Origin of the sequence: Paenibacillus sp. FSL A5-0031, from assembly GCF_001956295.1 — a bacterium.
GTDB lineage: Bacteria > Bacillota > Bacilli > Paenibacillales > Paenibacillaceae > Pristimantibacillus.
In genome coordinates, this window is sequence record NZ_MRTD01000015.1 from 178,492 (window position 1) to 201,635 (window position 23,144).

General features: G+C 40.0%; 26 protein-coding genes. 7 read left to right on the forward strand and 19 right to left on the reverse strand.

Translation table 11 applies throughout. From position 1 onward, the window contains the following. Positions 1-186: 186 nt before the first annotated feature. From BK120_RS24560 to BK120_RS24570, 3 genes are all read right to left on the reverse strand, one after another. The gene (locus BK120_RS24560; protein WP_256711009.1) at positions 187-885 is read right to left on the reverse strand and encodes an NAD-dependent epimerase/dehydratase family protein; all 699 of its coding nucleotides are present in this window, start codon (positions 883-885) and stop codon (positions 187-189) included. Between the two features lie 198 nt (positions 886-1,083). Beyond that, a complete protein-coding gene (locus BK120_RS24565) occupies positions 1,084-1,539 on the reverse strand; it encodes a GNAT family N-acetyltransferase (protein WP_076270136.1) in 456 nt (151 codons plus the stop codon). Between the two features lie 537 nt (positions 1,540-2,076). After that, positions 2,077-2,982, reverse strand: a complete 906-nt coding sequence (locus BK120_RS24570) for a cation diffusion facilitator family transporter (protein ID WP_076270137.1) — start codon at positions 2,980-2,982, stop codon at positions 2,077-2,079. A gap of 366 nt (positions 2,983-3,348) precedes the next feature. On the opposite strand from BK120_RS24570, the gene BK120_RS24575 reads away from it, so the two are divergent. Beyond that, on the forward strand, positions 3,349-3,597 hold the full coding sequence (locus BK120_RS24575) for a hypothetical protein (protein WP_076270138.1): 249 nt from the start codon (positions 3,349-3,351) through the stop codon (positions 3,595-3,597). A gap of 367 nt (positions 3,598-3,964) precedes the next feature. After that, a complete protein-coding gene (locus tag BK120_RS24580) occupies positions 3,965-4,759 on the forward strand; it encodes a polysaccharide deacetylase family protein (RefSeq protein ID WP_076270139.1) in 795 nt (264 codons plus the stop codon). Positions 4,760-4,808: 49 nt separating this feature from the next. On the opposite strand, the gene csaA is transcribed toward BK120_RS24580, so the two are convergent. Further along, positions 4,809-5,138 (reverse strand): chaperone CsaA, encoded by a 330-nt coding sequence (gene csaA / locus BK120_RS24585; protein WP_076270140.1) that lies wholly within the window; start codon positions 5,136-5,138, stop codon positions 4,809-4,811. 320 nt (positions 5,139-5,458) lie between these two features. On the opposite strand from csaA, the gene BK120_RS24590 reads away from it, so the two are divergent. Beyond that, positions 5,459-6,376: an aldo/keto reductase gene (locus BK120_RS24590; protein ID WP_076270141.1), complete on the forward strand. Its 918-nt coding sequence runs from the start codon at positions 5,459-5,461 to the stop codon at positions 6,374-6,376. Between the two features lie 82 nt (positions 6,377-6,458). Here BK120_RS24590 and BK120_RS24595 read toward each other — a convergent pair whose 3' ends face one another. From BK120_RS24595 to BK120_RS24620, 6 genes are all read right to left on the reverse strand, one after another. Continuing rightward, positions 6,459-6,719 carry a hypothetical protein gene (locus tag BK120_RS24595; protein WP_076270142.1) on the reverse strand — a complete coding sequence of 87 codons (261 nt, stop codon included), beginning with the start codon at positions 6,717-6,719 and terminating at the stop codon, positions 6,459-6,461. 119 nt (positions 6,720-6,838) lie between these two features. Next, a complete protein-coding gene (locus tag BK120_RS24600; protein WP_076270143.1) occupies positions 6,839-7,984 on the reverse strand; it encodes a Ger(x)C family spore germination protein in 1,146 nt (381 codons plus the stop codon). A gap of 2 nt (positions 7,985-7,986) precedes the next feature. After that, the gene (locus BK120_RS24605; protein ID WP_076270144.1) at positions 7,987-9,459 is read right to left on the reverse strand and encodes a spore germination protein; all 1,473 of its coding nucleotides are present in this window, start codon (positions 9,457-9,459) and stop codon (positions 7,987-7,989) included. After that, positions 9,456-10,553 (reverse strand): GerAB/ArcD/ProY family transporter, encoded by a 1,098-nt coding sequence (locus tag BK120_RS24610; RefSeq protein WP_076270145.1) that lies wholly within the window; start codon positions 10,551-10,553, stop codon positions 9,456-9,458. Before BK120_RS24610 ends, BK120_RS24605 begins: the two co-directional genes overlap by 4 nt. A gap of 259 nt (positions 10,554-10,812) precedes the next feature. Continuing rightward, positions 10,813-11,400, reverse strand: a complete 588-nt coding sequence (locus BK120_RS24615; protein ID WP_076270146.1) for a histidine phosphatase family protein — start codon at positions 11,398-11,400, stop codon at positions 10,813-10,815. Between the two features lie 79 nt (positions 11,401-11,479). Next, entirely contained in the window at positions 11,480-11,821 is a 342-nt protein-coding gene (locus BK120_RS24620; protein ID WP_076270147.1) for a cupin domain-containing protein, read from the reverse strand. A gap of 235 nt (positions 11,822-12,056) precedes the next feature. Here BK120_RS24620 and BK120_RS24625 point away from each other — a divergent pair, with 235 nt between their 5' ends. Further along, positions 12,057-13,259, forward strand: a complete 1,203-nt coding sequence (locus BK120_RS24625) for a serine hydrolase domain-containing protein (RefSeq protein ID WP_083682398.1) — start codon at positions 12,057-12,059, stop codon at positions 13,257-13,259. A gap of 81 nt (positions 13,260-13,340) precedes the next feature. Here the strand turns inward: BK120_RS24625 and BK120_RS24630 are convergent, their stop codons facing one another. Further along, positions 13,341-13,886, reverse strand: coding sequence for a GrpB family protein (locus tag BK120_RS24630; RefSeq protein WP_076270149.1), 546 nt, complete (start codon positions 13,884-13,886; stop codon positions 13,341-13,343). Positions 13,887-13,946: 60 nt separating this feature from the next. Continuing rightward, positions 13,947-14,720 carry an HAD-IIB family hydrolase gene (locus BK120_RS24635; protein ID WP_076270150.1) on the reverse strand — a complete coding sequence of 258 codons (774 nt, stop codon included), beginning with the start codon at positions 14,718-14,720 and terminating at the stop codon, positions 13,947-13,949. 210 nt (positions 14,721-14,930) lie between these two features. Here BK120_RS24635 and msrA point away from each other — a divergent pair, with 210 nt between their 5' ends. Continuing rightward, on the forward strand, positions 14,931-15,449 hold the full coding sequence (gene msrA / locus BK120_RS24640; protein ID WP_179089886.1) for a peptide-methionine (S)-S-oxide reductase MsrA: 519 nt from the start codon (positions 14,931-14,933) through the stop codon (positions 15,447-15,449). Positions 15,450-15,499: 50 nt separating this feature from the next. Here the strand turns inward: msrA and BK120_RS24645 are convergent, their stop codons facing one another. The 3 genes from BK120_RS24645 to BK120_RS24655 are packed head-to-tail and all read right to left on the reverse strand — an operon-like array spanning position 15,500 to position 17,107. Beyond that, the gene (locus tag BK120_RS24645; RefSeq protein WP_076270151.1) at positions 15,500-15,700 is read right to left on the reverse strand and encodes a DUF4177 domain-containing protein; all 201 of its coding nucleotides are present in this window, start codon (positions 15,698-15,700) and stop codon (positions 15,500-15,502) included. Positions 15,701-15,734: 34 nt separating this feature from the next. Then, positions 15,735-16,274, reverse strand: a complete 540-nt coding sequence (locus tag BK120_RS24650; protein WP_076270152.1) for a histidine phosphatase family protein — start codon at positions 16,272-16,274, stop codon at positions 15,735-15,737. Next, positions 16,271-17,107 (reverse strand): AraC family transcriptional regulator, encoded by an 837-nt coding sequence (locus BK120_RS24655; RefSeq protein WP_076270153.1) that lies wholly within the window; start codon positions 17,105-17,107, stop codon positions 16,271-16,273. The genes BK120_RS24650 and BK120_RS24655 overlap by 4 nt, the downstream gene beginning before the upstream one ends. A 141-nt stretch (positions 17,108-17,248) precedes the next feature. Between BK120_RS24655 and BK120_RS24660 the strand changes: the two genes are divergently transcribed. Continuing rightward, positions 17,249-19,174: a glutaminase domain-containing protein gene (locus tag BK120_RS24660; protein WP_076270154.1), complete on the forward strand. Its 1,926-nt coding sequence runs from the start codon at positions 17,249-17,251 to the stop codon at positions 19,172-19,174. A gap of 125 nt (positions 19,175-19,299) precedes the next feature. Here the strand turns inward: BK120_RS24660 and BK120_RS24665 are convergent, their stop codons facing one another. From BK120_RS24665 to BK120_RS24680, 4 genes are all read right to left on the reverse strand, one after another. Continuing rightward, positions 19,300-20,007, reverse strand: a complete 708-nt coding sequence (locus tag BK120_RS24665; RefSeq protein ID WP_076270155.1) for an aspartate/glutamate racemase family protein — start codon at positions 20,005-20,007, stop codon at positions 19,300-19,302. A gap of 43 nt (positions 20,008-20,050) precedes the next feature. Beyond that, entirely contained in the window at positions 20,051-20,434 is a 384-nt protein-coding gene (locus BK120_RS24670) for a nuclear transport factor 2 family protein (RefSeq protein ID WP_076270156.1), read from the reverse strand. 35 nt (positions 20,435-20,469) lie between these two features. Beyond that, a complete protein-coding gene (locus tag BK120_RS24675) occupies positions 20,470-20,997 on the reverse strand; it encodes a GNAT family N-acetyltransferase (RefSeq protein ID WP_076270157.1) in 528 nt (175 codons plus the stop codon). 101 nt (positions 20,998-21,098) lie between these two features. Continuing rightward, a complete protein-coding gene (locus tag BK120_RS24680; protein WP_076270158.1) occupies positions 21,099-21,977 on the reverse strand; it encodes a LysR family transcriptional regulator in 879 nt (292 codons plus the stop codon). Between the two features lie 148 nt (positions 21,978-22,125). Between BK120_RS24680 and BK120_RS24685 the strand changes: the two genes are divergently transcribed. Then, the gene (locus BK120_RS24685) at positions 22,126-23,004 is read left to right on the forward strand and encodes a DMT family transporter (RefSeq protein WP_076270159.1); all 879 of its coding nucleotides are present in this window, start codon (positions 22,126-22,128) and stop codon (positions 23,002-23,004) included. Positions 23,005-23,144 lie beyond the last annotated feature (140 nt).

Genomic DNA, 23,144 nt, shown 5'->3' on the forward strand with positions numbered 1-23,144 from the left:
TAGGCGGGTACCCTAAGTTTCCCAGTCTAAGATGAGCGTAGTATGTACAATTACAGATGTTGTTATTCCGCTCTGACCTCAGCTCCTCTTGGGAGAGAAACTCAAAAAAACTTCCCTCTATGCTGCCAGAAGGGAAGTTTTCCAATATGTATTCAGCTACGTTCTCGTTTGTATATCCATAAAGCTTTATTTCAATTTCGCCGCCTTCGCCATATCTTTACTCTCTAATATGGAAGTTACGTACCCCTCGTTAACGATATTAATCATCGCTGTGCCCAGTTCTCTTAACGTAATAACATGCTTCGGAAAAATAGGCCGCAAAACAGGGTATAGCCAAGTTAACAACCCATAAAAGCGATGGACGTTTTTTAATCCCTTTATCGGGTGTATGTAGCCTGGTCGAAACATATAAGCTCCCTTGAAGGGCAGCTTCAGCAGATCATTTTCCGTTTTCCCTTTCACTCGTGCCCACATGCTTTTGCCCTGTTCCGTGTTGTCTGTTCCTTCCCCGGTTACATAACAAAAGATCATATCCGTGTTTAATTTGGAGAGCAGATTAGCTATATATAAGGTTAAATCATATGTAATTCTGCTGTATTCAGCCTCTTTCATACCTACAGACGATACGCCTAGACAAAAGAAACAGGCATTGTAGCCGCTTAACCTAGATTCAATACTAGATAAATCAAAGAGGTCCGGCAATATAATTTCATTTAGCTTTGGATGGGTTACGCCACATGGCTTGCGATTTATGACTAGTACCTGCTCCACTTCAGAGTGATTAAGGCATTCATGGAGCACCCCCTCTCCCACCATTCCAGTAGAACCAGTAATAATGGCTCTAACTTTCTTTCTCGCCAATGTATCGCTAGCCGGCATGGACATCACAATTCCTCCTCTTGAAAATGAGAGCTGGTTACAGCTTCGACACTCCTATGCTTATATTAAACGATCCATCCGCAATAATCATATCGATATTATGATTTAGGTATCATCATTCCTAAACATTCTTTTATATGAACTCAGCAAAGGCTGCCTTCTCGTTTAGGTCGGCAGCCTTTGCTATGTGAAATTTTATTCTCGTTATTTATGAACAGCATGCTTGAAACTATACTTCGCAAGTATTTCTCCCCATGGAGCAGAACCTTCTTCTTTAAAACCTGCTTTTGAGTATAGCTTCCTCGCTCGCTCATTTTCCGGTTTATATCCAAGTACAATAAAATCCGTTCGGTCACTTGCATTTCCTATTTCATCAATAACCAGCTGCATTGCTTTAGAAGCATGACCTTGTCCTTGAAATGCTCCATCAATCATAAATCGATATATCCAGTAATTCCCATCGTCTGGATCAAGCCCAAACATTGTAAAACCAATCATAACTTCATCATTGTAAATTGCCCTCGTTACAAATCCTTTTAAAAATTGCACTTCAGCGATCGAATAAATATTAGGAGCGATATATTTTTCTTGCTCTGGTTTTGGTTTAAGCTGTGCACATTGTTCCCAATTACTTATGTCTAATGCCTTTAATGTAATCATTCCTGGATTCCTCCCTGTATTTCAGGAAAAACCATCTATCGGATTTCCCTAAGTGATAGACCTCTCGAACAAATCGATCATTTGAATCAGGTCATTTCTCATAACGCATCACTCCTTTTATAATGATAGCCTACAATACACATCATAAACGACTTATTCGCAGCTTGGGTAATAAAGAACGCCTATAACTGAAGTTTACTGAACTCAAAAATATCATTTATTTATCATAAGAGATCTCGAATCATTCAGTGCATCGTCGGAGAACTTAGGATGATATACAACCCCCAACATAAAAGTAAGGGAATGCAACAAGCAATTAATATAACGATTACGACAGCTTTGCCTTTTAATTGTTTCATCATCTATACCCTCCGTATACTAAATATTCCAATTACGAGATAGACGACTAATCGCGAGCTTTTGTTGCGTTTAGGTATACAGTTTAGTGGAACCATTCATTCTTAACTAGTTGAAAAACAAACAAAAAACGGATGCCTCAGCACCCGTTTTTCCGCATTCGTATCGGCTTAACTACCTTTACTCGTTTTGAGTGTTCTCCATATACCATGGATTTAAATGAACAAGAACCTCTTCCACCATCGGATTTTGCGCTTGAATCACTCGTTTGATTTCTCTGCTAATATCATGGCCTTCTTGTACGCTTAACTCAGCCGGAATGCCTACCCTTACATCTACAATAATGTAATGCCCGTGCTCTCTGCCCCGTATTCGGTCAATTCGCTTAACTTCAGGTATCGACTTAACAAGCTCTGAAATTTGCTCCATGCTCACTTCATCAATATTTTTCTCCATTAATACGTCAACAGAGGTTTTTCCCATTTGAATGGCCAGCTTTAGGACAAAATAAGCAACAATGATTCCAGCGAAGGGATCTCCATATTTTAGAAAATGAATATTATAATGTTCACCTAACATGGCTAGAGCAATACCAATAACTGCTGCCAGAGATGCGTATACATCTGCTAAATGGTCATATGCAGTGGCGATTAAGCCGCTGCTATTCGTGTTTTTGCCAATTCGCATCGTGTAAACATAAAGCCACTGTTTCCATACGAGTGAAATGGCTGCTGCAATGAGGACAAGCAGTGTTGCTTTATGTGGCGGTTCCATCATTGCCATTACGGAGTGATAGCCCATGTAGATCGCAGCAAGGACAAGTACAACAGCTACAATTCCTGCTCCGATAACCTCAGCTTTTCCGTGTCCATAAGGATGATCCTCATCCGGCGGTCGCTTTGATATCATCATTGAGACTAATGCTGCTGCAGTTGCAAATACATCTCCTGCGTTATGAACGCCATCTGCAATAAGCACTTGGCTGCCAAACAGCAAACCAACTGTAAGTTTCATGACGGTCAATACAATGTTGCTAATTAAGCTGGTCCAAATCGCGAAAGTTGATTGCTTGTTTGTTGCATCCATTTGAGTAGTCAATCCTTGAGCACTTCCTATCTTCTATAGCCTTAAAGGTACCGTGTCATTATACAAAACGAAATTCATGTGGGTCTAGAGAAACAGTCTTGCCCCGTGTAAGAAATCTTCCCAGACACCAATAGAGTTTGAATAAACTAATTTTGTTGCTCATGCGCAAAACCAGAAAAATCCAATAGAATGAGAGCTTTTATACCACATCACATAATAAAAACACATTTTAGACTAAAAAAAGGCTCCTGTAACTCTACAAATAGCCAATACCTATCTACTCGTTCATTCATAGAATAGTCAGTAAGAACCATCTACAGTCAAGCTGCTTTAAATAGTGATGAAAGAAAGGGATGCTGAGCTATTATGGGATGCGAATTGGGACGTGTCATCATTGAAAGAAACGAAGGCACGATTATTTTTGGGAATGTTGGCAGAATAAACATAAACATAACCAATATAGCCGGAAAAGGAAGCAGCAGTGATTCTAGCAGCAGCGACAGTGACAGCGGCAGCGATAATAGCGATTCTGGTCAAAATTCAACCGATTCCTCTGATTTAAGATCAATATCAGTTAATTTAACTAGAAAATTTCTAAAAAAGAAACGTAAATAGATTTAATAACAGCCATTTGGTTATCAAAGCAGGTCAATCAATAAAGGGGACAACGGATAATGAGACTTATATTAAATAGTCTCAGAGTGCCGCTGTCCCCTTAAAAATTCATCTGCTTCATTCTGATGGCCATAGCCTGTCCATCATTCTTCTTACACAGTGTTTCCAATTAACAAATCAATAATCAGTAGCTGATGTCGATTTTTGCGAGATTTTACAACATAGAAACAAGTTAGCCATAGTGCTGACACTTTTGTTTTTTATACTGACTAAACAGACATCCCAAAGATATATGCCACAGTACAAAAAGAAAGGACAAAAGAACCGTCGTAATCAAAACATCTTACACAAAACGAGGAATTAGATCATGCGAAAACTTGCCATTTGTATTATTTTAATCATTGTTACTCAATTATCTGCATGCAGCAGTCCAAATCCTATCCAAGCAACTATAAATGACACAAATGAACAACTTGAAACAAATTTAATTACTGTGAAGCAGCCTTCCGAAATCGATGATGACAAAAATAATAAAACGATATATTTAACCTTTGATGATGGCCCCTCTTCAGCTACCAATGAAATATTGGATACGTTGAAGCTGTTTCATGTAAAAGCTACATTTTTTATGTTGGAGCCAAAAATGCGACAGTCTCCAGAAATCGTTAAACGAATTGTAGAAGAAGGACATGCCGTAGCCTTGCATGGTGTCACACACAATAAAAATCGATTTTACCGTTCGGAACAATCTGCGCTGGATGAAATGAATCAAGCTCAAAAAACACTTGAGAAAATTACAGGCATCTCATCGGTTCTCATTCGTACGCCTTACGGCAGTGTACCTTATTTAACGGATTCATTCAGGAAGGTTTTAAGTGACAACGGGTATAAATTGTGGGATTGGAACGTGGACAGCAGCGACTGGTCTATTTCAAGCAAAGATTATATTAAAACGACAATTTCTCAAATACAAAAATTAGAGAAATATGATGTGACCCCTATCGTGCTCATGCATGATCTACCAGAAACGGCAAAGCATTTAACTAAACTTCTTACCAGCTTAACAAACGATGGTTATGTACCAAAAAAAATCGAAGCTGACATGGAGCCCTATAACTTTAATTGCTACGATCGCTGTCGACGTGTGAACGTGGAAAGCTAAACAGGTTGCCGATTATATCGGTAACCTGTTTTTTTTTTGATAAACTTCCTCACGCAATTGGCGTCCCATTCGGAACGGGTTGATCTGGCTTTAAAAGAACTACATCACCTTCCGATGGGACTCCACCAATGACAAGCACCTCGGATTTAAAGCCCGCAATACGTCTAACAGGAAAATTCATAACTGCGGCAACTTGACGGCCAATAAGCTGTTCTGGTTCATACCGTTCTGTGATCTGTGCCGAGGAATGTTTGACACCAAAATCACCAAAGTCGATTTCTAATTTTATTGCGGGTTTTCGTGCTTCTGGAAAAGGTTCTGCATGAATAACCGTACCAATACGAATATCTAATTTCATGAAATCCTCAATTGTCGCCATATTTGCTGCCTCCATTTAATAAAAAGTCGTAATTAAATGCCTTCCAAGTTGAAACTATTTTTCCAGAATACCGAATTCACGTTTGTATGTAAATACCAGAGCACGTGGATAGAGATGCCGTGCCAACGACCAGCGGACACATATATCATTTTATCCTTTTTGTAAACATTGAAATACGGCGGCCTTTTGTGAGACAATCATAAGGCACAATTGTTTTAGGAAGGCGTTTACATAGTTTGTGCAGCAACAAATAGAACACTCTTCTATTTGCGATGAATCCATCAAACAAAGTTAACCAATCTCGAAGGAGGACTTAAATCATGAGGACGATGAAGCTTGGAAGCAGTACACTAGAGGTGCCGGTGATTGCAGTCGGTTGCATGCGTATTAATTCGCTGGACAAGACCGGTGCCGAACGTTTTGTTCAGACGGCGCTAGATAAAGGTGCGAATTTCTTTGACCATGCTGATATTTATGGCGGTGGAACTTGTGAGGAAATATTCGCAGATGCTATTCATATGAACGATGAAGTTCGCGAGAAGATTATTTTACAATCAAAATGCGGGATTCGTCCTGGCATGTTCGATTTCTCCAAAGAACATATTTTAGAATCGGTAGATGCGATTTTGAAGCGATTGAGAACGGATTACTTGGACATTCTGCTTTTGCACCGTCCAGATACATTGGTCGAGCCGGAAGAAGTAGCTGAAGCTTTTGATCGCCTTGAAAGCTCAGGCAAAGTACGCCATTTCGGCGTATCCAATCAAACACCAATGCAAATTCAACTTTTGAAGAAATCGGTGAAGCAGCCTCTAGTCGCTAACCAGTTGCAATTAAGCATTACGAACGCGACTATGATTTCGAGCGGATTTAACGTGAATATGGAAAATGATGCTGCTGTGCACCGTGATGGCAGTATCCTCGATTATTGCAGACTGAACGATATTACGATTCAGCCTTGGTCACCATTCCAATATGGATTTTTTGAAGGCGTATTCCTTGGAAACGACAAGTTCCCGGAATTGAATAAACAAATCGATGAAATTGCTGAAAAATACAATGTCAGCAATACGACGATTGCTATTGCATGGCTTTTGCGCCACCCTGCGCAAATGCAACCGGTTATCGGTACAATGAATCTTGACCGCCTGAACGATTGCTGCAATGCGAGCGAAGTTCATTTGACACGCGAAGAATGGTATGCCATTTATCGTGCTGCAGGAAACATTCTTCCTTAACAGTAACATAAGGTGAGATATTCCATCTTGCTGCTGTAAAACAAGGAAACCTCAAGCCGCTATGGACTTGAGGTTTCTTTATTTAGATCAAAGCTATAGCAAGAAGCGTAAACAATGACAAAGTCAGTAGACCTGCCCCAAACCCATAACCATACCCATAACCATATCCATTACCGTACCCATTACCATAATATGCTGACGTTCTTACCCCATCCGATGTCCGTAAATATAGATTGTTTCTATCAACATTTACGATAACGCCTTCGTGGCAACGGCCATCCCGAGTCCGAACACGGACTCTACAGTTCATATTATTTCTGCCGAAACGATACATTTCCTCCATTAAAGCTCACCTCCCACTATCATGCTCCTTTTAATCTATGATTAGTAGAGGCTTCATGATTGTGCTCTTGTTACAAGAGTTGCGAGGAATCTTGCTTAGAATCAAAATGTCTGCTTCAATTAATTTTTTGTCCCCTTATATTTCCCCGTATTCATTAGATTGACGTTTACTTGAATGTTCTTGATAGAATCATTTTTCAAGAAAAAATCATCGGTGCTGGACAAGCGCCGAAACTCCGCGGGTGATGACTGATAAAGCGATTGTCTGAGATGTAACGGATCGATTTGGGACTTTAACGCTTTACTATAGGTGTTCATGATTTCCTTGCGGATGGCATCAGCAGCACATTCCTTCAAATGGTTAATGGTTACGTCTTGCATTAGCTCAATGACAATGCCCTTTGCCTCAACTTCAAGATTATAGCGAGTTTCTCCCTTTTCCGTTACGGGTCTAATTTTCATTCTAGGAGATGAAAATTCAATAACGGCAGCCGGTGAGCCGTGGGCATTAACTTGAAGCGGTATACGTTTCAGTCCCTCTTCCGCCCATCTAATCCCTAGCAGATCCCGTCCTGACATCCATCCTATCATCTTGTTTTTCTTGAAAAAATAACCACCTGATAGGCTGAACATCGGCTTTGGTTGTTCGTCTTCCGACCAATCTTTAGAATCAATTTCAAGTGATGGAATCATTGCCGGCTCTCCAGGTTCATTTAAATCCGCAATAACGCGATTTACAGTAACAGGAAGGATTACGGAAACGATTGAATGCATTTGACTAGCCGTAAACATGATCGTTTCCAGTGGGGACAAATTCAGAATCGATTTCTGAATAAAAATTTCTGGCAGGCTCCTCTTTGTTCCATAGATCAGAATATTGTACCTTACTTCCCTGTAACGATTAATCGCGCTATACACATCAGTGACACCCTTCTTGAGCACCGCTTCTGTCATAACAACAGCTTTAACATGACCCCAAAACACCTGCAGCTGGGATGTTCTGCTAATATCAGTTAATGCTAATGCCATCGTTTTCCCTTCCCCTTTTCCTACCCATACGGGGACAGCTTTACCAAGACTAACTTGTTCACTATGCGAGATGTTTGAAAAATTGAGTATTTGTGTGTAGGCAATCCATTTTCCGTCCTTAAAGTCGACACCAATAGCCGTCGCATATGCCATGTTTTGAATTTCCGGCATACTCGTGCAACCGCTTAGAAGCATAATACTGCACAGAAGCACGCTTATTGCCCGGAAAATATACATGTCTAATCCTCCTTCTTCTTATCGGGATCTTTCGTTTGCAGCGCGGTAGGTCGTTTGTTGATTTTATCCCACGGCAATCTCAGGAAAGAAATAAGCAGCTCCCTAACGGATAGCGGAGATAAAGGCGCCAAATAGCTTACGCCAAATGATTTTATAGTACCCATGTAACCAATGAGCAGTACCATACCTAAGATCACGCCATACATGCCGAGAATTGCGGATAGTGTAAAAAAGAACAGCCTCAAAATACTAACCTGCGTGCTTAACGTCTGATTCACTAGAGTTACCCCCGAAACAGCGGTAATCGCACCAACTACAACAACTGACGGCGAAACCAAACCCGCTCGAATGGCTGCATCTCCAATGATCAACCCCCCAATTGACGTCAGTGTCTGACCAATTGCGTTAGGTAGCCTTACTCCCGCTTCCCTAAATATTTCTAGCAGCATGAGCAGCAAAAACATTTCCATATGCGAAGAAAGCGGCAGCCCCAGTCTTGTCACGGAAATAGTAGCCATCATTTGAAATGGAATTTGGTCTTGATGAAATGACACTAACGCAACCCATATGGCTGGTAAAAAGATAGACAGGAATAAGCTGATCCCTCTTATTATTCTTGAGAATGAAACATACGCATAGTTGAAATGGGCATCCTCTGGAGACTTTAAAATAAGGGACAAGCCAGCTGGCGCAATTAACACCATCGGCAATCCATCGATAACGAGTACTACACGGCCCGAAAGCAAGCTTTGGACGGCATAATCAGGTCTTCCGGTAAAATCCATAATCGGCAATAGCTTAAATTTAAAATCAGACAACAATTCCTCAAGCTGGCTAATACTGATTAAACCGTCAATATCAATTTTTTCCAATCGCGCATGTAAGTCCTCCAATATCTTGGGATTAATGATGTCATAAAAGTAAAGAACCCCAATCCGCGTCTTTGTTCTTCGTCCTATTGTCAAATTATCTACATGGAGAGAAGGGCTTCGAAGCCGTTTACGGATTAAGGCAATATTTACAGTAATATCTTCAACGAACCCATCCCTTGGTCCCTTAACCGAAATTTCTGTACTGGATTCGTATGGTTGTCTTGTTGGCTTATCTGCTATGCTTACAAAAGCCACTTTATTTTCTTCGGTGAATATGAGCAGCAGATCCCCTTGAAATATAGCCTCCGATAGCGCGTCCTCGGTCACTTCTGTAAATTCCGTAATCGAGAGTACATTGGACAACCGCACAATCGGATCCTTGAATGAGCCCTGTTCTTTAAAGAGTCGATTAAGCTCTGGCAAAATAAACTTACCAATATCGGCTGAATGGCTCAGTCCTTCTGCAAAAGCAATCACGACTTCAACACTCTCTTGTTCTCCAAAGTGGCAGGCTTGGATTTTGACATCTGATGAACCCTCAAAGAGAGCCCTTAAGCTTTCCTCATTCCAGATCTCTGACTTTGACTGCGCTTGTCCATTCATGTTTTTCCCTCCTTTGAGGCAGATCCTAAGAACAGGGCGGCAATCATCCATAAGAATGAAAAGGACAACAATACCGCCAGCGAGATTGGCATGTAATAGCGATCCATCCATAAATAAAAGGTATATTCGTTTACTCGAAACAGTGACAGAAGGATATAACTCACCATAATGATAGCTATTGCCCAGTGTCGACTGCGTGCTTGACGAAGAGAAAGCAATTCAACGAATAAATACACAGATAAGCTTATGCGAACAATCGCGCCAGACAGCCATTGAAAGATGGATAAAAAGTCTAGATGCTCAACAAATTGCCCAATTTTCACGAGCCTCCACTGCTCGTAAGGCGAAGTCATTTGATGGGATGCTTCTATGGGACCAAACTCTGTAATCGCACCAACGATAGGTCCCAGTGAAATGACGATGGAAAATACGCCATATAAAAGCAGCTGCCAAGCTCGAACTTTCGTCTTCAAATGATGCTGCAGCACGATAAGCGCCATCAACTCCACAAAACCTGCGCCGGAATAAACCATTCCGTTCCAAACCGGACTCCATCCATGCTCTAGTACAGGCTTTAATAACGAAAAATCTTTCATTGGAGAATTGAATGAACCGACAAAAATGCCTAACAAAGCAACAAGCGGAAGCAACACGCCTGCAACGATCGCAATGACCTTTAATCCCCACATAGACATGGCTGTACAAAATAATACCAATGAGACAACGAGCAGCATCTTAGGAGTAGAGGGCAAATAATTTGTTACATGCCATGTAGCCGTATGGATGACGGTCATCCCGCCAATGAGATACATCTGAATGCAAACGGGAAGGATTAGGAGCCATGAAACAAAAGGGGAACTCCTACGGGATAGCCACTTTTTCCACTCTTGCTGACCTGATCGGTTCATTATCCAGACCAATAGCAAAATCCAAATAAGAAAAAATACACCTGTCATCAGTACAGTAATCCACGAATCACGTTTGGAAGCAGACAAAATCATCGGATTTACGATAACGTGGCTGGCAAGGCCATTCATTAATGAAAACATCATAAATATTTGCACAAAGCTGATTTTATTACCCGAACCGCTCAAATGAAATCACATCCATATCTATACAATCCGTAAATCCTCACTCTATTTTGGTACTAATTTCAATTTAATATTCCAAAAGGAGCAAGTTGCACAGATCCAATTCAAATCATGTCTTGGATCAGCCTAATAAAAAAATGGCAGCCTTGGACGAAAAAACACGTCATAGGCTGCCATTCATATGTAAGGATAGGAAATGAAAAACATTTTCTCGTTAATTCATAACAGCTAACTCATGGTTAAGTAAACATAGTTAGTTAGTTTATTTAGCTAACGTATCCGTTACTAAATCCTCATTCCATAGTCTTATTACCTCTTTTAGTTCTAAATTTTCAAAACTTAATTTATAAATATCTGGTTTCTTTAATTGATTTAAAAAATCCAAACCATAACTTGAATCAAAATAATTGATCATCAAAGTCATTACAAGACCATGTGTTCCAATAGCTATTTTTTTCCCAGAGTGTTCTTTCAATATGTTTTTTATCACTGATATCGATCTATTCTGGCAATCAGAATTAGACTCCCCACCCGGTAAAAAATAATCAAAATCATAAAATTTCTCTCTAATAACGGACATTAAATTTTCAATAATTTCTTCAGCAAAATGCCTTTCCCTGAGATCTTCAAATGTTTCGATATCCAATCCTAAGTTTTGTGCCAATCCCTCAATACTCAAGATGGCTCGGTTATATGGGCTAGATATAATAATATCTATTCCTTCTTCTTTAAGAATTTCTGTTACCTTTTCAACATCGCCCTTACCCTTTGTGGTGAGTCCTCTTGTTCTTTCAGTTCCTTCATCGTATGGGGATTCAGCATGCCTAACCATATAGACGATGGTTTTCATATAATCCTCCTTGAATTGTTTATTAATTATCTTACAACTAACTAACAAACCCATCAATGTTATCCACTGGCTAATCCTATTATTCTATTACGTACCTGTCCCCTCTGCTATTCGGTTGAGATATAACCAAAAATTCAATTTCTTCATTGGATTTATTAAACATTTGATGAGGGATCTGAGGTGGAACCTCAATTCCTTCATGTTGATTTAAAATAACCTCTTGATCACCAATTTCCATTGCAGCTGTTCCTGATAAGACAAAGAAAAATTGTTTAGCATCTTGATGATAATGCTTTACTTCCGCAGTATTTGCAGGCATTTTTTCATGAATGACGCTTAATTCCTGATTCTTCACTAAATGCCAACCATCACAGTTGTCTCCCCAAATATAATGTTCAGCAGATTGTTTACTTATTTTCATAGCAACTGCTCCTAACCACTAATGTTTTTGTTGAAAAATGTGGTATGAAAAGTGTCCAGCATTTCCGGTTGAATTATTATACAAACAAAAGAATAATAATTCAAATCTCCAGCACGATCTAGTCTAAAGTCGAGGCAACAAACTCGACTGCGGTGCGAATTCGTTTTTTACTATATCTGGTAAAGTTAAGAAATGTTATAAATAGTCGGCCTGAGAAACGGCGGAAGGTGGCGTCATGATGGAGAAGAAAAGGAAGAAGGGTCGGGTTTGGAAAATCATTGGACCTATTTTGGGAGCACTCATAATTGCTTTCGCAACGATTACTTTCATTCAAGTTGATTTCTCTAACCCTAAGGATCTTGAGAAATTCGTCCAGGTCAAAATGAAGAAATCAGGCATGACAGGCGTATCCATCGCAATAATCAAAGACAATCAAATCAATCGCATTATTAATTACGGCGACGCCGACAGGGAAAAAGATATACCGATCACAAATGACACGGTATTTCAGATTGCCTCCGTTTCCAAAACAGTGACTGCCACGGCCGTCATGCAGCTTGTTGAGAAAGGAATCATTCAGCTGGATGATGACATAAATACGTTTTTGCCGATAAGTATTGTTCATCCTAAATTTCCAGACACTCCCATTACATTCCGCATGCTGTTAAATCATACTTCAGGAATCGATAACAATTGGAAGCTGTACGACAGCCTCTACACTTCGAACAGCGGTGGTGGCGACTCAACCGTTACACTCGCGCAGTTTATGAAGGATTTCCTCGTTCCCGGAGGAAAATGGTACGACGAAGAAAAAAACTTTACGAAAAATAAGCCTGGTTCGGCGTTCAGCTACAGCAATGTCGGATATGGTTTACTAGGCTATCTTGTCGAAGAGATGACCAAAACACCTTTTCCGGAATATACGCAGCAGCATATCTTTGACCCGGTAGGCATGAAGCATACCAAATGGCTGCATAAAGATTTATTAAGCAATGACGTACTTGCCGTACAATATGATGCAAAACATAAACCGCTAGTGCCCTATTCTTTCCCGACCTATCCCGACGGTACGCTAAAGACGACGACTACCGAATTTGCTAAGTTCTATCTTGCCATCATGAACGGCGGGAAGGCCGAGAACGGAACCATCCTGTCGCAGGCCACACTTGATGAGATGTTCAAACCGCAGTCGGATAATGGCAATCAGGCACTCGGATGGAGCTATTCAGCGCTGGATAGTCTTTACTTGAAGGGCGTCAGTAAGGGCAAGGTGATCGGACACAACGGATCAGATCCCGGAGTACTCACGATTACGGTGTTTAATCCAGATAACAAGTCTGGTTTGATCCTCTTTTTTAACCAAGAGCTGAGCTTAAGTTTAAAATCGCTGAATCTTCATTCCATGGTCAAACGCCTGGTTAAGGAATCGGGCATGTAACATCTTTAAATCCTATATACGCAAAAGAGGAGCAGCTGCCTATGCATGCTGCTCCTTCCATCTTAATAAGAAGTTACTCCTTCACATATCTGAAACCGCTGGTTTCCAACCCGCTTCTTGCGACCAAATATGTGCTTTCTGAATGATATCCCAAACGATAGGCCCTTTGCCTTCTACATACTTGGAGCGTTCATCCTTATAAAGCTCAAACAATCGATGTTTCTCCCGAGCGTATCTTAAACAGTCCCCAGGGTGCGCGCGCAAATAATCTCTAAACAATAAAGTTAATTGTTCTGAAAAACTACCTGCTTGCCGTACATGAATATGCGTTCTTCGACTGCCCGGTATTTCTCGGAAATACTTTTTCGTTTTATCTGCGTTTTCTTCTCGATATACGAAGCCTAGTTTCTCCATCTCACTCTTATGGTTTATGATCGTTTCAAAATCAATAACGGATAATTGAATATCAATGATGGGCTTCGCGTCTAAACCAACAATCGAAGTTGAGCCAACATGGTCAATACGAACGACCAAGTCCCCCAAAGCATTTCTTATTTTTAGAGCGATATCATAAAATCGATTTTTCCATTCTGGATCATATTTTGCAATTATCCATTGTTCCTCCATAATGAGCTCCTTATGTTGCTGTTCTCTATTAAAAATTTATGACTTAACTTCATGCAGCATTTAAGAATTCAATGGAACATGCTTGCCAGCAAGCTCCCTCAGTTTTTCTACGATTTGTTCTTCGCAATTGCCCGCGAGCGGAATCACTTCCGATGCGTAAGGAGCGAGCTCATCGTGATGGCCAATCATAACTGCATGCTTCGCATTTTGAAACATCGAAATGTCGTTGGCGTCGTTCCCAAATGCAATAAATTGTTTGGCTTCCACCCCTAATTTTTGCAGGGCACTCCATTTATGAATATTAGTTGGACTAATATCAATGACACCTTCATTACGATGCCTGTGAATAACAACTTCTAGGCATGCGAGCTTTTGCTCCAAAACTTCCATATCATTCGCGGTAAGAATTAGTATTTTGACGATGGTCTCCAGCGACTCTACTGCAACAAGCTTAGCAAGCTTGGAGGCATCAACATTTTTTAATATCGGATGCTCTAAAGAACCGGTGTAGGCGTAATCCCAATGGCTATCAATCAAATATGTCGCTTGATGCTCTTCAATAAGCTTCAGCATGTTAAGGCGTAAATGTTCATTAAAAGTTTCTATAGCGATCATACTGCCATCCTTAGAAATAAGAGAACCATTTCCTCCTATAAGAGAAATGCTGTGAAAACGTTGATGAATAACAGGAAGCATATCTCGAATGGGACGAGCGGAAGCAAAAATAACTTCATGCCCTGCTTGAGTTAATTCCTCCAAACAGCTTAGAATTTTTTCTGAAACAGGCTGTCCTTTAAAGCAAATGGTTCCATCTAAATCAAAAACAAAAATCATAAGTAATCCCCTACTTCCAAATGAATGTCATGTACTATTTGATTATAAATAGATATAATTAGATTCAATTAGTTTACTGCAAAAGCTTTGGAATTTCTAGACAATGTCTCTTATGAAGCCACCAAAGCAATAGACTGATTGAATGATCAAGCTTATAATGAGTGTTCATACGAATGCTTTATTAATTAGTTAAGGAAATGGGGAGAGCAAATGATACAAAAAGCAACGTTTGCCGGGGGCTGCTTCTGGTGTATGGTAAGTCCTTTTGAAGAACAGCCCGGCATACATGGCATTCTGTCCGGCTATATGGGCGGAACGCTAGAGAACCCTACTTATGAGCAAGTATTGACTGGTGAAACCGGTCATTTGGAAGTCGTACAAATCACTTATGATTCGGACATCTTCCCATATGAAAAACTGCTTGAGCTTTATTGGCCGCAAATTGACCCTACAGATGCTGTAGGACAAGGCAATGATCGCAAGAGCCAATACCGTGCTGCCATCTTTTATCATACAGAAGAACAGCGCCAGCTTGCTCAAATATCCAAGGATGAGCTTGGAAAGAGCGGCCGTTTTGACAAGCCGATTGCAACAGAGATTCAAGAAGCGGAAGTATTCTATCCTGCGGAAGAGTATCACCAGAACTATCATCGTAAAAATCCAAAGTTTTATAAGGAATCACGAGTATATTCTGGCCGAGATGCTATTATCGAGAAATACTGGAAGTAAAACATAGCATTGATTTATGAATGACTGATTAAAAAAGGGACGCAACACTTTTACGTGTTTGCGTCCCTATTAGATATTAAACGTTCGAAAATAATTTCATACGCCGTTGGTTTTCCGTGACCATTATAATGTGTCGGTAAAACCTGTACTAATCTCCATCCTTCTTTTGCATATTCATCGATCGTTTCCCGATGTTTTGCCTCTGAGAAAAACCCGCCCAATGATGTTTCAACATACATATATTCGTACAAACCTATCGCCTCCTTGTATTATTAATAATCTAGCTCAGCCATTCCAAATTCGCTGTATAATCGGAACTTCACCTTCAAACTGCAAATGATAGACATCAGGATTAGACAAGGATGCCCATTCCTCAAAACCGAATTTAGTATCATAATGCTTAAGCAGCAAGGACATCAAGTTTCCGTGGGTAACGATAACCACATTGCTAAACCCGCTATTTCTCACATCGGTTATTACCGCTAAGGCACGATTCATCGCAGAAGTACTGGATTCGCCGCCTTCATAACATATCTCAAGATCTGTAAAAGTATGACGAAGCATTTCAAGCCAGTTAACATTGTTTTCGCCACATAAAACTCGTTCTGACAAGCGGTCATCCAAATGACAGTTTACCTGAATTTTTTCAGCAAATGGAGAAATAGATTGAATGGCCCTTAGGAACGGACTCGAAATGATATGTTCGATAGGTTTGCCATGCAGAAATTCAGCTACCCGCTCCGCTTGCAGATAACCTTCTTCGGTAAGATTAGCACTTGGCGATTGCCCTTCTGCCTTGCAGTGTCTGACTACGTAGATGTTCAAGAGTACCCCTCCGCATCTATAAATTGGTTAGTTCTATTTTTTCTATATTCCGAAGGAGTAATGCCTGCAATCGCTTTAAATGATGAAGAGAAATAATGCTGGTCGGCAAAATTCAGCTTTGTAGATATCTCGTTGATATTTAGATTCGTGTTAAGCAAATATTGCTTGGCGAGCTCTATTTTGCGATTGCGAAAATAAGTATAAGGCGTTATACCATAACATTCTCGGAATAATTTAATAATGTAATTTTTCGAATAACCAAGCTGCAATGAAACATCGTTAATATCGATAGCATTCTCGATGTTTAAATCCAAACATTGTTTAATGCGTTCAGGAATAGAGAGCACTTTATTTTCCAAATGGTTTTTTAAATGCAATATGATTTTTAACACAATAACTGAAATCTCATCTGTAATATCAGAGTAGTTTTTTTGCTTGGCAGATGCAATATTAATAATTTCATTCATATAAGAAAGAATGTTGCAATCCTTCACAATATAGGTGTCTGCTGGCAAGTAATGCTTAAATAAACTTTCTGCAAAATCCCCATTAAAAACGACCCATATTTTAACCCACGGATTTTCCTCGCTGGAATAATACTTATGATAACTATTTTTAGTTAAGAGATATACGTCATTTTTTTGAGGATACAGCGTTTGGGATTCTATCTCAAGCACACCGCTTCCATCCATAATATATTCGAATGAAAATAAATTTTCACCTTTTCTCTCGATGATATAATTCTTGTCGCAATAAGAAATTCCTGCCATTACGATATTCAATGGAAGTTTAGGATCTAGCAGATGCCAAAAGCTATAAACAGTTTCTTTCATTGTGATATTCCTCACATCTATTGTGATAACCTCTATTATCAGACCGTAATTTGTATGATAAATTGTATATTACAGCAACAGATAACATTATTCAATCGTTTTGCATTTCATTCATTTTCATCTAACTTAGGAGGAATTACTATGATTATGCGAGCTCCAGCTGTCCCACTTATAACTGTAGATCCTTATTTTTCTGTTTGGTCTATGGCGAACGAACTGAACGAAGCTGACACCAAACATTGGACGGGCCAACCTCATAAATTAGTCGGTACCGCTGAGGTTAACGGAAAAGAATATTGTTTTATGGGCGGCAACGATAATGGTATAAAAATGAAACAAACAAGTGTAGATATTAATGCATTATCCAGCAAATATCGTTTTACTTCTGATGAAATCAATTTGGTAGTTACGTTTACTACCCCACTTCTAATGGATGATTTAAAGCTTATGTCTAGACCCGTGTCTTATATTCATGTACAAGCCGAATCTAACAATGGCGAAGCACATGATGTGACTATAAAAATAAATGTCGATGATGAGTTATGTCAAAACTTTAAATATGAATTCCCAGTCGATTACAAAGATATTAGCGGGCCAGGTTTCACATGCGGCAAGATTGGAAGCAAATTTCAAAATGTTTTAAATAAAGCTGGTGATGATCTTAGAATTAACTGGGGTTATTTATACCTCGCTTCTAATCATGAAAAGGCTTCTGTCATCGATGTAGCCAATACACATGAATACGGTACGGTAAGCCATAACATTGAGCTGTCTATCCCTGTAAATACAGGTGAAAACGCAAATGCGCTTTTTGCTGTTGCATATGATGACATCAAAGCGATTGAATATTTCAATGAGCCGCTTAATGCTTATTGGAAAAAAGACGGTGAAACCATCGAAGATGCCTTGAAGCAGGCTTTATCTGAGTACGACAGCCTATTTGAAAAGTGTGAACAATTCTCATCCACTCTATTTGCAGAAGCTGCAGAATCAGGCAACGAGAAGTATGCGGAACTAGTATCATTAGCCTACAGACAAGCTATTGCAGGTCATAAGGTTTGTGCGGATACGGATGGAAACGTTCTCTTTATATCCAAAGAAAATTTCAGCAATGGCTGTGCAGCTACGGTAGACGTTACGTATCCATCCATACCGCAATTTTTAATTTACAACCCAGAGCTCGTTAAAGGGATGCTGCGCCCTATTTTTAAATACGCTGCTACTGATATTTGGTATTATGATTTTGCACCACACGATGCGGGAACCTATCCACTCGTTAACGGCCAAGTCTATAGTCACGGCACATGCCCTACTTGGCAAATGCCCGTTGAAGAATGCGGCAATATGCTGATTTGCACAGCTGCTGTTGCGGTCACGGAGAATGATGTATCTTTTGCCAAAGAGAACTGGGACCATCTTGAGAAATGGTGCAATTATTTAATTAACAATGGTGTAGATCCTGACAACCAGCTGTGTACGGATGATTTTGCAGGGCATCTCGCGCATAACTGTAACTTATCGATTAAGGCTATTATGGGTATCGCAAGCTTTGCGATTCTAAACCGTATGGCTGGAGACGAGAAAAAGTCAGAGGAATTAATGAATGTTGCAAAAGGAATGATAGATAACTGGCTCGTCATGGCTGCTAATGAAGACGGAACCTATCGTTTAGCATTTGATCGTCCTGATTCCTTCAGCATGAAATACAATGCGGTATGGGATCAATTATTCGGTCTAGAATTGTTCCCTAAAGATACATTTAAAGCTGAGACTAAAGCCTATTTGGAGAAACATTCAGGTGAGTTTGGCCTCATGCTTGATAATCGTGACACTTACACCAAATCGGATTGGATCGTTTGGAGTGCGACGCTCTGCGACAATAAGGAAGATTTCAATTCCATTGTAGACCGCCTCTGGCATGCATATGATAAAACCGAGAGCCGCGTTCCAATGAGCGATTGGTATTCAACAAGAACTGCCAAGATGGTAGGCTTCCAAAACCGTACCGTTCAAGGCGGATTATTTATTAAAATGCTTATGGATAAAGAGATTTGTAAAATCAAGTAAATCGTATAATAAAAGGCGACCGTTAGCGGCCGCCTTTTATTAATTTTATATGATGTTCCATATGCACTAGATAGTCGCGAATAAGCCATTCCAATGCCATAAGTTGTTGATATCAACTCTGAACGTTAGCGAAAAATCTCCTCACTTAAAGCAAAGTCAACTGCACACTCCGCATGAATTCTTGCTGTATCATATAATGGGACACTGCAAATATCTTGCGATATGAGCAGTGTTATTTCTGTACACCCAAGAATAATAGCTTCTGCTCCCTGCTCACTAAGTCGATTTATAATCTTTAAATAAGATTCTCTGGATTGTTCGTTTATAATTCCAAGGCAAAGCTCATCATAGACGATGTCATGTATAATCTTTCGCTCTGACTCATTAGGAATAATGACATCAAGCCCAAACTTTTCACTTAGTCTTCCCTTATAAAATTGCTGTTCCATTGTAAAAGCCGTACCAAGCAAAGCAACCTTTTTTATTCCATCTTTAATTATTTCATTTGCTGTTGCATCTGCGATATGAAGCAGTGGGATGGATACAGCATCCTCTACTTCTTTGGCCATTTTGTGCATCGTATTCGTACATATTATAATCAGCTCTGCTCCGGCTAATTCTAGTTTTTGTGCACAATCAATCATGATCTCAGTTGCTTCGTCCCACTTCCCCTGTTCCTGGAGCGTCTTGATTTCTTCGAAATCCACTGAATACATGATACTTTTTGCAGAATGAAGTTTCCTTAACTTTTCTTTTACCTTTTGATTAATGGTTTGGTAATAGAGCACAGATGACTCCCAGCTCATGCCGCCTATCAGACCAATTGTCTTCACGGTGAAGCACCTCCAAAGAATGTAATTCTGTTAGCCGTTATTGTTAACTATAATCTTCTATCATAAAAATTTTTCCGTCTACCAGCCCAAATATTGATTTCCCTTTTAACTGTATTTTGTCTCCCGCGCTTAATCCGTTAGGCAAATCAACAGCAAGTGTTCCTTCATAATCAATCTGCACTTCTACTTTGTCCTCTATAGCATGAACGCTCATAATAGTCTGACAGCGGCTAGAGAACATCTTTGAGGATTTTTCCGCCAATTGTATAAACTCTTGTATACCTCTAGTTTCAGTGTTAATTTCGCCATTGGAAACATTCCTGAATATAATATCGTTATGCAAAAACTTAACCATTCCCGCTACATCTAACGAATTATAAGCAGCAACATAATGATTAATGATTGCTTTATCCTCTTCACGAACCATAATCACTGTCACCTCACCTTTTGAAAGTGACTCTTCTAAACATATTCATTTTCTAAAATGGAATATTGATAGGAATCATGCCATTTCTCGTTATGGCGCATATGCTCCCTAATATGTCCTTCATATTTCATCCCTATTTTTTGCAGCACTTTAGCCGATCCAATATTATCTGGGCGACAAGTAGCAAAAATGCGATGAAGTTTGAGCTCATGGAATCCAAATTCAAGCAAGGCAGCCGCAGCCTCTGATGCGTAGCCGCTTCCCCAATAGTTATGATTAAAGCAATAACCAAGCTCTCCTTGTGAAGGTTTGATGATGTGAATTCCACAACCACCGATCAACTGATTGTTCTCTTTCATGACCACTGCGAGTTCATAACCAAGTCGAGGCTGTTGTTTTTGCATATCGGCTATCATATTCATATAATTTTGTGTATCCTCTTTCGAGTTTGGTCCCCATAACATGTACTTCACTACGACCGGATTCGATGCATACACATGTATATCTTCGAAATCATTGGTTACAAAATCTCTTAAAATTAACCGTTCCGTCTCAATGATCACAATCAGCAACCCCCTCGGTTATTTAATTTTTAGTATATTTTACTATGAAATTCCTTTAAACTCTACTATCTTCCTGTTCTTTCGTTCGATCAGCCTGATTCTTATTGCTCCCAATTCTCCAACCATTGCTGGACATAATTCACGAATCGCCTTGCGGAAGGCGATGCATTTTTCATGGATTGGACGGCAATTCCGAGTGAACGGTAGCTGCGCTCCTCGAGTTCCATCACGCAGACCTTATGGTCGCGCCCTTGAAGAACAAGCTCAGGCAGGATACTGACGCCAAGCCCATTCTCCACCATGGCAATAATCGCAAAATCATCCCCTAACGAAAACTTAATATTGGGTTTAATCGATGCGTGATCTAGAACCCGCCTGACATCATAATCAGAACCTTCGCTCGAAATGATGAACGGTTCATTTTCGAGTTTGGCTAATGGCATATAGGTCAGCTCACTTAAAGGATGATCCAGCGGTAAAATAGCCAGCATTCGGTCCTTCTTTAGAGGAATAACCTCAAATGTGCCGCGAGTTGGAATAGATATGAAGCCACAGTCAATTTGACCTTCTTCAATCCAGCTTTCTATTTCCTGATAGTCGCCCTCCATCAGCTTAATTTCAATGGTCGGATACTCTTTCTGAAACTGCTTAATCATGCCAGGAAGCCAATGAACCGATACGCTGGTGAAGGTGCCTATACGGATTGTACCTGCCTCCAAACCATGAATCGATGACACTACCTGCTTCAATTGTTCGTTCCAGTTTAATATTTCACGAATTGGCTTTAGCATCTGCTCTCCATTTGCCGTTAATTTTATCCCCGACCGTCCTCGGAGCAGGAGGGCAAAACCCAATTCTATTTCCAAGCTTTTGATCATATGACTTACGCCCGATTGCGTGAATCCTAGCAGATCAGCAGCTTTTGTCAGACTCCCTTGTTCAACTACTTTCATGAAAACTTCGTATTTATTAATACTCATCGATAGCCCGCCTTTAACATGAGGTTTACTAATGTATATCATAACAAACATTCAATATACTTGTTAATCCTTCCTTAGTATACTGTGTTAGTACTTGGTATCCAACTAGTTCGATTACTAACACTTGCTAAACAAAGGATGGTACAGATTGAAGCCGCTGAAAGCCGATTTTCTTATTTTAATGATTACGTTATGTTGGGGTTCATCCTACATTTTTATGAAGCTGGGGCTGAATTCAATTGAAGAATTTAATTTGATTGCTCTTCGCTGCGGATTTGCGTTCCTTTTATCGGCCGCCCTCTTCCACAAAAGCTTGCGTCATACCGACCTGAAGACGTTAAAATATGCAGCATTGCTTGGATTATTATTATTTGGTGTATTTACAGGCATTATGTTTGGTCTAAAAACGACCACAACTTCTAACGCCGGATTTTTAATTAGCTTAACCGTTATATTTGTCCCTTTAATTTATGTCACCGTGTTCAAGAAAAAACTTAAGCTTAGCCTTGTCATTGGGGTTTTCCTTGCTATTATAGGTATTGGATTTCTTACATTAAACAGCGAGCTGCGAATATATCCGGGAGATTTCTTATGTATTATGGGGGCTCTATTGTATGCCATACATATTCTAATTACCGATTCTGCGGCGAAAACAACGAATACGTTGAACTTAGGCATTTTACAATTGGGATTCGCAGGTGCTTATGGCTTGTTCTTCTCTTTCCTATTCGAAACGCCCAAACTTCCTAATACATCAGAAGGATGGGTAGCCGTACTCGTATTAAGTATCGTGTGCAGTGCATTTGGCTATGTGGTTCAGCCTTTAGCTCAGAAATATACGACTCCTATAAGAACCGGGCTTATTTTTTCGCTCGAGCCGTTGTTTGCTGCTTTGTTCGGGTTTGTGTTCATCAATGAAATATTGCCATTCAAAGGTTATATCGGCGCAGCGCTTGTATTACTCGGTGTTCTCGTATCCGGGTGGCACGGAAGCAATAAGAAACAGAAACAGTTAGCTGTTTCATGAGAAAAAGGGGCTGTCCCATAAGCATCAAGCTCGCTGAGGAATAGCTCGCTTTGAACGGAGTATTGGTAGCAGTACAGGAGAGCTATTCCTGTACTGCTATTTTTCTATTCTGGTCTATGCTTGCTTCATAGGATTATGGG